Here is an 11,786-nt window from a genome sequence, read left to right as displayed (position 1 = left end):
GGTGTTATTTCAAATCGCCGTAACCAAGCTGCTTGTAGACTGCCTTCGCCTCTTCTGGCCCGTTGACTGGCAGCACCGGTACGAAGGTTTGTGGCAGTAACTTTTCACCGGCAAAGTAGCGCGCTACGTTATCCGCAGAAGTTTTGCCAATCAGATTAGGTTGTTGCGCGACGTTGGCGACCAGTGGGCTGCCCTTTTCTGCCATGATTTCCAGCGTTTCTGGCCCGGCATCAATCGCCGTCACTTTAACATCACCTGCGCGCCCGCTCTCTTCCAATGCCTGCACAATACCAATAGCAGGCTGATCCCAGCAGGCAACATGGATAGCATCCAAGGTACCTTTCGGATGTTGACTCAATAACTCCAACGTTTTTTTACGGGCATCTTCCGGCGAGTTAGCATATTGCTCCGCCAATTCCGGCTGAATAATTTTAATACCGGGATAATCCTGCAATACATATTTCCACAGATCGTAGCGAATACCACAAATACGCAATGAATTAGAGAAAGCATTAAATACCGCTATATTGCCCTTTCCCCCCAACGCATCTGCGGTATAGCGGCCAATGGTGCTGCCGATGGTGTAATTATCGGAGGTGGTGTTATTGATCGAATAAGGTGACACATGGTCGACAGTGAATATCGGGATACCTGCCGCCTGTAATGCTTTAAATTTAGGCTCAACTGCGCTGTCACTCAAAATACTGATAACCGCATCGACTTTACGCGCTAGCAAAATATCATGGTTATCGGCATGCACTTGGTTATCACGCCCACCATCCACCGCCACCACTTTCCCACCCAGTTTTTCAACCTCACTGGATGCCCCTTTAAAGGCTTCGCGATCCCAAAAGTGTTGTGTGCCAACCACCGCCACACCGATCGTTTTCCCTTGAAGGGAGAGTGCTTCAGCATGTGCCTGGACACTACCCGCCAACAAAACCAGCCCAGAAAGACCGACTGCTATCGCGGTATTCAGCGTTTTCTTCTTTGTCATCTTGTTATTATCCTTTTATTCACTGCTTGTTATTTGCCACTTTTTCTTGGTGCAATCCCCTGGTAAAGCACCTAGAAGCTAGCAATGCCGCCAGATAAAGCGAAATAACAAAAGTGATAAAGGAAAGTTAAAAAGCGGGATTGTGTTTTACAATCGATTAACCAGAAATATTCAAATAGCCCACTGTGCCCGCAGCGCGCTGAAGGTTATAGTGCGCATCAGGCCACTCATTCGAGTTGCAGTAAAGCCGCTAACACAGTTATAGCTTGAAGTATGACGAGGATATATCGCCTGATTTCACCCACTTACTGTGATAAGGATCGCTGAATTTTTTTTCTATAAGTGCTTGAATAATGAAAGAGCGTGAGAAATTTTACTCCTCCGCAAGATGAGCTTCTCACTGGTTTTCGAGGCGGCCCTTTCAAGTGCTCGGGTATCTCTCCATGAAACGGTTGCGTTCATGCCCACTTTTGCGGCATGTTTACAACAACACTTCCCTGCTTTAGACGTTCGAATTATCACTTTGTGAGCAACCTGATGATTAAGTGGCTGTGGAAAGCAAACCAACCGCAAGCGGAGATGCTTGCACAGTGGCGTGAAGCGCTGAATATCCCCCTATTAGCACCTTTAAATGAGGAGGAACAACAGCGGCTGGTTTCTGTCGCAAGTCACCTGTTGCAGCAAAAGCGCCTGGTGCCACTACAAGGGTTAGTATTAACACCGCTGATGCAGGCCCGTCTGACACTGCTATTCGCCCTGCCGGTCATGGAGTTGGGAGCGAAATGGCTAGATGGCTTTCATGAAGTGCTGATTTATCCCTCCCCTTTTGTGGTTGACGACGACTGGCAAGATGATGTAGGCTTGGTTCATTCTGGGCAAACCGTACAGTCCGGCCAAAGTTGGGAGCAAGGGCCAATTGTTCTGAACTGGCAAGATATTCAAGATTCATTCGATTTATCAGGCTTTAATCTGGTTATCCATGAAGCAGCTCATAAGTTGGATATGCGCAACGGCGGGCACTCAAACGGCGTGCCACCCATTGCTATGCGTGATGTTGCAGCATGGGAATATGACTTACACCAGGCGATGGACAACATTCAAGATGAGATAGATATGGTGGGAGTCGACGCTGCCAGTATGGATGCCTACGCCGCCAGTGATCCCGCAGAATGTTTTGCTGTGTTATCTGAATATTTTTTCAGCGCACCTGAGCTATTGGAAAACCGTTTCCCGCTGGTGTATCGGCATTTCTGTACTTTCTATCGCCAGGATCCGCTGGCCAGACTAAAACGGTGGGAAAACGAGAGTCAAAATATTGAAAGTTCATCTCCAATGGGTTAGTTATCGGCTCGACGCTTTAGGTAGTAATACAAGATGCAAGGAAGAATAAAAACACCAGGCTAGCTTTATTTAACCGCAATAAACATTTTCTTTGCTCAGATGCTGAGCAGTCGACCCAAATGTACTAATTTAGCGTTGACAGTATCGGGTATGCTAGATATCATGCGCCCCGTTCACACGATTCCTCTGTAGTTCAGTCGGTAGAACGGCGGACTGTTAATCCGTATGTCACTGGTTCGAGTCCAGTCAGAGGAGCCAATTTTCTGTTTTCATACATCCTTGCGAATCCTTATCTGATGTTGATTCAACAGGTTAGTGTGAAAACTCTTCTCGGTGCATTTTGATTTTACCCTACGCATCGGGAAAAATTGGTGGTCAAATCTGGGGTCAGGTTAGTTCGATAATGGAGTAACCCCCATATGTCCCTTACCGACGCAAAAATCCGCACCCTCAAGCCTTCTGATAAACCCTTTAAAGTCTCCGATTCCCACGGTCTGTATCTGCTGGTCAAGCCGGGTGGCTCCCGCCACTGGTATCTCAAATACCGTATTAGCGGTAAAGAATCCCGCATTGCGCTGGGTGCCTATCCTGCCATCTCCCTGTCTGATGCGCGACAGCAGCGTGAAGGTATCCGTAAAATGCTGGCGCTGAATATCAACCCGGTACAGCAGCGGGCTGCTGAACGTGGCTCACGAACACCGGAGAAAGTTTTTAAAAACGTGGCGCTGGCGTGGCATAAAAGTAACAGGAAATGGTCGCAGAACACCGCTGACCGTCTGCTTGCCAGCCTGAACAATCACATCTTTCCGGTCATCGGGAACCTGCCTGTATCATAACTTAAACCCCGTCATTTCATTGACCTGCTGAAAGGGATCGAGGAAAAAGGTCTGCTGGAGGTTGCGTCCCGCACGCGGCAGCACCTGAGTAACATAATGCGCCATGCGGTCCATCAGGAGTTAATCGATACTAACCCTGCAGCAAACCTTGGCGGCGTGACCACACCTCCTGTCAGACCGCACTATCCTGCCCTGCCGCTGGAGCGGCTGCCTGAACTGCTTGAACGTATTGGGGCATATCATCAGGGCCGTGAACTGACCCGGCTTGCCGTTCTGCTGATGCTGCATGTGTTCATTCGCTCCAGTGAACTGCGTTTCGCCCGCTGGTCAGAGATTGATTTCACAAACCGAGTCTGGACGATACCCGCGACGCGAGAACCCATTATTGGCGTGCGTTATTCCGGCCGCGGGGCAAAAATGCGAATGCCGCATATCGTCCCCCTCTCAGAACAGTCCATCGCCATTCTGAAACAGATTAAGGATATCACCGGTAATAATGAACTGATCTTCCCCGGCGACCATAACCCGTATAAGCCAATGTGTGAAAACACGGTCAATAAGGCACTGCGGGCGATGGGCTACGACACGAAAAAGGATATCTGCGGTCACGGCTTCCGGGCAATGGCATGCAGTGCGCTGATGGAATCGGGTTTATGGGCAAAGGACGCAGTAGAACGCCAGATGAGTCATCAGGAGCGCAATACCGTGCGCATGGCTTATATTCATAAGGCAGAGCACCTAGAAGCCCGCAAAGCGATGATGCAGTGGTGGTCGGATTATCTGGAAGCATGCCGAGAATCTTATGCACCGCCTTATACAATTGGTAAAAATAAGTGTATCCCATAGTATACTAACGAATCCCACACTCTGGCAAATTACCACCACCTCCACAGGAGGTGGTTCTATATAGACTTTTATCAACTTCATGACGAAAAACACCCATTTTATCCCAAAAAAAGGCAGTAGAGTCACAGAGGAATCAAAGAGCGACTCAATTGTCTTTGGACAGTCTGGTTGTGAGGTTAGAAAACAGTTACTCCTACACCATTAAATAGGGCGCAATGCTCGCTAATTTCTCCCGGGTTTCCGTCAGTTCGCGTTCCGGTGTAGATTGCGCGATGATTCCCGCCCCCGCCTGTATCCAGCAGCGCTGGCTGTCCTGAAATACGGAACGCAGAACTAGCGCCGCATCGAAGCGCGTATCGTCCAGCAGCAGAATTGCGCCGGAATAAAGCTCTCGCGGCGTCTTCTCAATTTGCATAATCGCGTTCAGGGCAGCGTTTTTAGGGATACCTGAGGCGGTAATCGACGGAAACAGCACGGTAAACGCATCCCAGGCATCCTTGTTTTCCGCAAGCTGACCGCTCACGCCAGACCCCAGATGCTGAACGCTGCCGCGCTGGCGAACCGACATTAAATCTTCAACCACCACGCTGCCCGGCAGGCAAACGGCCTCCAGTTCAGCAATAGCTTCTTTGACAGAAAGGATATGCTCAAGCACCTCTTTACTATCGTGCAGCAGTTCTGCCTCTTTCGCCTTATTATGCTCCGGGTTTCCCATGCGATCGCGGGTGCCCGCAAGCGGTTCAGTAACCACTTTATTGCCCGTCACTGACATCACCAGTTCCGGGCTAAAGCCCAGCGCTTCGCGTCCTTCCTGACGGAACATAAACGAGCGCACTGGCGTGTTTGCCTGTCGCCCGTATAACAGCGTGGCGGGCATATCAATCCGCGATGGCAGGGGAATGGCGCGCGAGACAATCACTTTGACATACTCGCCACGGCGGATCTCCGCAACGGCGCGCGCAACCTGTTGTTTATACGCCTCACCATTGAGGGCGGTATCCACCGCCAGTGGTGCGTTCTGCGTCGTTGTACTGGCCTCTTTTACCCACTCGCACAAACGTCGGCACCCGTCGGCGGAGTCCGCATAAACGGTGACATTTCCCTTTTCAAAAATAAGTTCTTCACGGGGAACGGTTAACGTCAGCAGCGGCCACTCCCCGGCGTTAAAGGCAATCCCCCGCGCATGCGCCGCAAAGTTGAACCCAACCTGTCCATATACCCGACGTCCTTTCACCTGAGGATGTGCCATAAAACGACGCGCGCAGTCGGCAATGGAATCCACCGCCCATTTTTGCTCCCCGGCATCATCAATAAATGTCGCCTGCGTTCCGTCGGCATTAATGTGCAGCCGTGCCTGGCACCCTTTGCCTAAATACCAACAGGGTTGGCGCTCATAGACATAACACTCTTCTTCTGCGAACTGGCGTAAAACGCCAGAAATCGTCGGCAGCCATTGTTCCTCTGGTAACGCCAGGTGTAGAAATTCACTGATTTTCATCCCTTACCTCTCTGTGTTATTCCCGGATCAATCAATTGCGCTTGTCATCAGTTCTCTTGCCGAATGCAGCCGGATATAAGCAACCCACGCCGCCAGCAACGTGAATGCCCCAGCAAACAGGAAGCAGGCCGCATAGCCAAAATGTTGAGCAACAACGCCGCCGATAACGCCTGCCAGAATGACGATTGCCGCGTCAGTACATTGAAAGAGGGTGAAGTCGACACCGGCCTGCAAAGGCGATGAAAGCGACATCAGCGTGGCGTAAAGACAGACCAGCGCGCAGGCCAGCGAAATGGACTGGACAATGACCAGACACTGGAGAATCGGCAGCAGCAGATGACCCGGCGCCATCATGAGCGTCATCACCACCGCCAGCAGCGCGATCCCCTGGACGCCATAAGCCGTCAACAGCGCTCTGCCGGGTGAGGTGTATTTCATCAGCAATCCGCCGGCCAGCGTTCCTGCTATGCCCGCTGCAATATTGCCGCCGCTAAACAGCGCGCCCAACGCTGACATGCTTAACCCATGATCCAACAACAGCGGTGCCAGAAGAGGCAGCACAAACCGCATGCCTGAATTCAGCATCAATACCAGCAGTAAGCCCAGGTGCGCCTGTTTCCTCCTTAGCGCATAACCTAACGCCGGAATATGCGGGATAGTCGCTGTTCGCGTCGGCTCCGTAATGCGCCACAGCGGGAATGACAGCGCCATAATCAGCATCGCCATCATCAGCATGGCGACAGGCCAGCCGGATGCTGCCGACAGCATCAGGAACACCCCGCCGCCGCACATCATTCCCAGATAGCTGCCGCCGACCTGCACGCTGTTTCCCCAGCCGTAACCCGCGCGGGTCAGTTGATCGACGCAAAAGCCGTCGCTGGCGATATCAATGGTGGAGGCGACCGTGCCTGCCACCATAAACAGAACAAATAACGCGACGATTTGCGTATCAGGAAATCCCCCTTCTCGCCCAAACCAGCCAATCGCTGCGGCAATAGTCAGGATCGCCGCTAGCGCGACCTGACCACGCAGGATTAACATGCGGGAACGGCGTTCCGGGCTACCGGGCGGAAGCCGCCAGCGTTCGATCCACGGCGCCCAAATAAACTTCAGCGCCCAGGGCAGCATGAACAGGGTTGTCGCACCGGCAAGCGCCAGCGATCCGCCAGCAGCGCGCACCAGCGCGGGTAAGGACTGCATAGACAGCGCCGATACCAGGCTCTGCGTCACATAGACGCCGGCAATAGCAAAAATCACCCGCCCAGTCGTCAACGTCAGCGGTTTCACATTCGACTGAACATCACTCATGCACCCACTCTCCAGACGCGGAAACCCCGTCGTCGCGCCACACGCGCGCGGCCATTTGCGCCTGCCACAGCGCCTGATAACGTCCATGATGAGAGAGCAATTGCGCATGAGTACCCTGCTCAACCACCTGTCCCTCTTCCATCACCAGGATGTTTCCGGCCCCGGCGATGGTGGATAAACGGTGAGCGATGATAATCACCGTCCGGTTGTGGACCAGGTTATCGATCGCTTTTTGCACCGCCAGCTCGCTTTCAATATCCAGCGCGGCGGTCGGTTCATCGAGAATGACGACCGGCGCGTTTTTCAATAACGCTCTGGCAATGGAAATCCGCTGGCGCTCGCCGCCCGATAGCTGGCCGCCCATCTCCCCCATTGGCGTCAGCCAGCCTTGCGGAAGACGGGAAATAAACTCAAGGCACTGCGCCGCGCGGGCTGCCTCTTCCACCTCCTGTCGCGTCGCCTGTGGGCGCGCGATACGGATATTCGCCAGCAGCGTGTCATCAAACAGCCAGACATCCTGGAAAACAACAGAAATCAGGCTATTGAGCTGTTCCGGCGTCAGGCGGCGAATATCGACGCCGCCAATAGAAATCTGCCCTTGCTGCGGATCGGCATAGCGCATTAACAGTTTAGTGACCGTGGTTTTGCCTGCGCCGGAGGCGCCCACCAGCGCGCTCATACTGGCCGCCGGGAACGTCAAAGAAACATGATTAAGCGCGTGGCCGTCGCCTTCTTCGTAGCGATAGCTGACGTTGTCAAAGCGGATATCGTAACGTTCCGGCATCTCGCTTTGCGCTGCGACGGGAAGCGGTGCTATCGCCATAAACTGCTCAATCCGTTGCAGGGCGCTGGCGATCAGTTCCACAACCGAGGTGTAGCTGATAAACATCGCCATCGGTTCTGCGAAGCGCATAATCATCGCGACGGCGGCAATCAAAAAGGCGAGGTTCAGAGTGCCCGTCACCACCCAGACGATCCCGGATAACACCACCACCTGTAGGCCCAACTCCACGACGCTGGCGATCAGCATCGTCGCGCCAGCGCCCTGACGGTGAGTGCGGGTCTGTAAGTTTTCCAGCGTATTGAAATGCGCCAGCAGCGCCCGGCTTTTATCGGCATCGCTGCCGCAGGTGCGCAATACCATCATCCCCTGAGCAAATTCAACGATATCGCCGCTCAGACGCTGGTGCGCTTCCCCCAGCGTCTGCATTTGTCGCCGCATCGCCGGGCGGCGCCAGTAATAAAACGGCACCAGCAGAGGGAAGATCAGCAACATCACCAGCCCCAGCCGCCAGTCTATCCACAATGTCGCCAGCGACGCCGTCAGCGGCGTGACAATGGTGAGCAGCAAAATATTGGCTATCGCAATAACATAATTAAGGTTTTCATCCACGCAGCCCAGCAGCAAGGCGTTCATTTCGCCCGCCCTGCCACGCTGGATCTTCTCCAGCGGCACGCGGCGTAACTGCTCGCCAAGTCGCAGGCGCAACTCATGGGTGGCCTGCGCCAGATGACCACGGTATTCAAAGCCCAAGCCATACCAGCGTAGCGCCAGCGTCACAATCGCGGCGACGCTGAAGGCCACAGCCCAGTTGAGAAGTTGCGGCGCGTCTCCCCGTAACAGCGCATCAATGATCGGATAAAGACAGGCAAAGGCGATCCCCTGCATGAATGCCGCCAGCAACAGCGCCAGCATACTGCGCCGCAGCATCCTGGCCTGACTGCCAACGCTGGAGATAAGCTGGCGCCAGATGACGCGCCAGGCCAGGTTATCCGCAGGATTATTGTCTTTCATTTTCCACCACCTCTTCCTGTGTTCCACCCGGCACCCAATGCTGCGCCTGCTGATAGTGTTGCCAGAGCCGTTGATACAGGCCGCCCTGCGCCAACAGTTGCGTATGGTTCCCCATTTCCCTGAGCTGTCCGTCGGAAAACAGCAATATCACATCGGCCTGAGTCACCATTGAGAGACGATGCGCGACCATGATGACCGTCCGGCCGCGCATGGCCGCCGCGAGCGCCTTGATAAGCGCCGCTTCGTTTTCCGGGTCAGCAAACGCCGTCGCCTCATCGAGCACCAGGATGGGACGATCCTGCAAAATCGCCCTGGCGATAGTGATGCGCTGCCGCTGGCCGCCGGAGAGAAATACCCCACGTTCCCCGACTCGCGTGTTGTAACCTTCTGGCAGCGCGCTAATAAAATCATGGGCCTGCGCCACTCTGGCCGCCGCTATTACCGCCTCCAGCGGCGTATCCGGCGCGCCCAGACGAATGTTATTGGCTATCATGTCGGCAAAAAGGAAGTTGTCCTGAAACACAAATGAGAGTTGCTTCATCAGGGTGTCCGTCTGCATATCGCGCAGATCCACGCCGCCAATACGGATATGGCCTTTGTCCGGGTCGGCGTAACGCAGCAGCAAGCGCGCTACGGTGCTTTTTCCGGCGCCGCTTGGCCCGACCAGCGCCACAATTTGCCCGGCAGGCACATGAAAGCTCACCTCCTGCAACGCGGCGCCAGTACGCGCTTGCGGATAATGAAAGCTCACCTGCTCAAAGGTAATGCTCGCCTCTTGCGGCTGCTGGTCAGACTGCGGCAGCGATAACTCCGGCATCGCGAGAACCTGATAAATACGCTGAATGCTTAAACGCGTTTGCGCGACCAGGTTATTGAGCATCATCATTGGCATTACGGCTTCGGCCATTCCGCTGCCCAGCAGTAAAACGGCCACCCACGCGATAAAATCGAGACTGCCATAGTGCAACAGGCCGTATCCCGACCAGATCAGGACAAACAGGGTCGGGAGAGGATTCAGAATCGAGAAGGAAAAACGCGCTGAAAAACCGGCTTTGCGATACCAGGTTTTGAGCACATCGACCCACTCTTCAAGGGCGCGTTGATAACGCAAAAAACTGGTACTGCCGCTATCAAACGTTCTCACCACGGGCATGGCCTGCACGAACTCAATAACCGCCGCACTGACCTGCTCGCGCGCCTTATGATAACGCTGAGCCATATCTTCCGAGCGCTGGCGGGCGAGCACGAGAACAACCGATCCAAACGCCAGTACCCCCAACGTCGCGATTGCCAGCCGCCAGTCCAGCCAGAACAAGATAACGATTGTCGCCAGCGGCATGATGATCGCGCGGGCATAGAGTGGCGTGCTGTCAGCCACAAAGATATGTAACGACTTCACGTCATCCAGCATCACTTTCGCCACTGACCCGCTACCCATTTGCTGTAACACGCCAGGCGGAAGCTGCAATGCTTTACGGGCTAACCTACTGCGCATAATGTTCTCCAGATGAAAAGCCGCGTAATGAGAGGTATTGAACGCCTGCAAGCGCAGAACAAAAGTTAAGACCACGCAGCCGATCACGCCGCCCAGCAGCCAGACCGGAATAGTGTCAGGCGTCGCGCGAATGTCGCGCAGGCTCCACGCCAGAAAAAGGAGCGCCCCCAGGCTGGTTAATGCCGCCAGCCCCGCCAGCGCCATAGCTAAAATAACCTTCCTGCGAACCGGTTTAATCACCTGCCAGAGAGGAAATCGGGACATCGATTCAGTATTGGATGATTGAGATAACATGGGAGTAACTGAATTTCCTGATAAATTTTTACGGACACCAAAAGCGACAATTCAGGGTGGCGTTCTGAGAATTAATGTGAATAATAACCATTATCAATAACTCATCTACCCCATTCGGTTCTATTTATACCCTAAATAGTTCGAGTTGCAGGAAGGCGGTAAGCGAGGGAAGCCCTAGGAACTTACAGAAGTAAGTGACTGGGGTGAGTGAGCGCAGCCAACGCACATGCAACTTGAAATATGACGGGTATATGCACGCATTGGTCTAAGCCACAGGGAGATAACCAAGTCATGACGGAGTCACCGCAAACGCAATCCGAAATCTCTATTAACCAGTTGGTGGTCGGGAAACCTGCAAACGATGGCAATATTCCTGCTCAGTGTGAACTGCTGCGCTGTTCGTTGCAGGAAGGTATGGATATTTTGCTCTGGAGGGGCCATTTTGCGCGGCCTGAGACGTTGCAGCTACACGACGATCTGGGCAGGATTAACTTCTCGTGCATCCTGGAAGGCACATCGCGCTTTGCGATTCAGGGACTCAGACGCCGCACCGACTGGGAGCTTGCGCGCAATCGCCATTACATTACCCATACGCCAGACTGCCGTGGCAGCGCCTCCTATTGTGGCCGATTCGAGAGCATTACCCTCTCCTTCAGCCCTGAAACTCTCGCGCTGTGGGTGCCGGATATTAGCGCGGTCATTAAGAATAAGATCGATTCCCACTGCTGTTGCCTGCAGCAGCGTTGTAATGCTGAAACCCATTTAACGGCTCAGGCTTTGCGTCACGCGCTGATGCGCATGCACGGCGGCTTCAGCCATGAACAAAAGCCATCGACGCTATGGTTGCAGGGGCAAAGTCTGGTCATGCTCAGTCTGGTGCTGGATGAACATCGCGAAGACGCCAGTTGCCTCTCCTGCCACTTCAACCCGATGGAACGTCAGAAACTGCTGCGGGCGAAGGATCTGCTGCTGGCTGATCTGACGCAAGCGCCGGGCGTCGCGGAGCTGGCCAGAGAGTCCGGTCTGAGCGTTCTCAAAATTAAGCGAGGCTTCCGCGTTCTGTTCAACAACAGCGTCTATGGCCTGTTTCAGGCTGAACGAATGCAGGAAGCCAGAAGACGCCTGGCTAACGGCAATACCTCCGTCATGACGGTGGCGGCCGATCTGGGCTATGCCAACGCCAGTCATTTCTCTGCCGCCTTCCAGAAACAGTTTGGCGTAACCCCTTCGACCTTTAAACGCGTGATGTAACCGGGGTCGCGCCCCCCTAAATTCCTCCCTGACAGAGGCCCGGATACCCCATCCGGGCCTCTGTTCTTTCCGCCTGTTACCAACCCGAAACGGGCATAAATAAACCCGTTTCGGGTAGCATATAA

7 protein-coding genes, 1 tRNA gene and 1 pseudogene are annotated in these 11,786 nt (G+C 53.9%); 4 read left to right on the top strand and 5 right to left on the bottom strand.

The window, feature by feature from the left end:
* Nucleotides 1-4: 4 nt before the first annotated feature.
* A complete protein-coding gene (locus tag FGL26_RS02550) occupies nt 5-997 on the bottom strand; it encodes a sugar ABC transporter substrate-binding protein (protein ID WP_005168712.1) in 993 nt (330 codons plus the stop codon).
* 537 nt (nt 998-1,534) lie between these two features.
* Between FGL26_RS02550 and mtfA the strand changes: the two genes are divergently transcribed.
* The 3 genes and pseudogenes from mtfA to FGL26_RS02535 all read left to right on the top strand — a co-directional run bounded on the left by mtfA (nt 1,535) and on the right by FGL26_RS02535 (nt 4,020).
* The gene (gene mtfA / locus FGL26_RS02545; RefSeq protein ID WP_138060215.1) at nt 1,535-2,338 is read left to right on the top strand and encodes a DgsA anti-repressor MtfA; all 804 of its coding nucleotides are present in this window, start codon (nt 1,535-1,537) and stop codon (nt 2,336-2,338) included.
* A gap of 182 nt (nt 2,339-2,520) precedes the next feature.
* Nucleotides 2,521-2,596: transfer RNA gene (locus FGL26_RS02540), tRNA-Asn, on the top strand.
* 161 nt (nt 2,597-2,757) lie between these two features.
* Nucleotides 2,758-4,020: pseudogene (locus tag FGL26_RS02535) on the top strand (tyrosine-type recombinase/integrase).
* A gap of 193 nt (nt 4,021-4,213) precedes the next feature.
* Here the strand turns inward: FGL26_RS02535 and ybtS are convergent.
* From ybtS to ybtP, 4 genes are read right to left on the bottom strand one after another with little or no spacing between them, the layout of a single operon-like run.
* Nucleotides 4,214-5,518 (bottom strand): yersiniabactin biosynthesis salicylate synthase Irp9/YbtS, encoded by a 1,305-nt coding sequence (gene ybtS / locus FGL26_RS02530; protein WP_005168693.1) that lies wholly within the window; start codon nt 5,516-5,518, stop codon nt 4,214-4,216.
* A gap of 27 nt (nt 5,519-5,545) precedes the next feature.
* Nucleotides 5,546-6,826: a yersiniabactin-associated zinc MFS transporter YbtX gene (gene ybtX, locus FGL26_RS02525; protein WP_005168691.1), complete on the bottom strand. Its 1,281-nt coding sequence runs from the start codon at nt 6,824-6,826 to the stop codon at nt 5,546-5,548.
* The gene (gene ybtQ, locus FGL26_RS02520; RefSeq protein ID WP_005168689.1) at nt 6,819-8,621 is read right to left on the bottom strand and encodes a yersiniabactin ABC transporter ATP-binding/permease protein YbtQ; all 1,803 of its coding nucleotides are present in this window, start codon (nt 8,619-8,621) and stop codon (nt 6,819-6,821) included. Before ybtQ ends, ybtX begins: the two co-directional genes overlap by 8 nt.
* Nucleotides 8,608-10,320 (bottom strand): yersiniabactin ABC transporter ATP-binding/permease protein YbtP, encoded by a 1,713-nt coding sequence (ybtP, locus tag FGL26_RS02515; protein WP_032902671.1) that lies wholly within the window; start codon nt 10,318-10,320, stop codon nt 8,608-8,610. Before ybtP ends, ybtQ begins: the two co-directional genes overlap by 14 nt.
* Nucleotides 10,321-10,701: 381 nt before the next feature.
* On the opposite strand from ybtP, the gene ybtA reads away from it, so the two are divergent.
* Complete coding sequence (ybtA, locus tag FGL26_RS02510; RefSeq protein WP_005168685.1) at nt 10,702-11,661, top strand: yersiniabactin transcriptional regulator YbtA; 960 nt, start codon at nt 10,702-10,704, stop codon at nt 11,659-11,661.
* The last annotated feature ends 125 nt before the right edge of the window (nt 11,662-11,786 follow it).

The organism is Yersinia enterocolitica subsp. enterocolitica (genome assembly GCF_901472495.1).
Classification (GTDB): domain Bacteria; phylum Pseudomonadota; class Gammaproteobacteria; order Enterobacterales; family Enterobacteriaceae; genus Yersinia; species Yersinia enterocolitica.
Note: the sequence above shows the minus strand (reverse complement) of the source record. Positions and strands in the feature narration are given on the sequence as shown.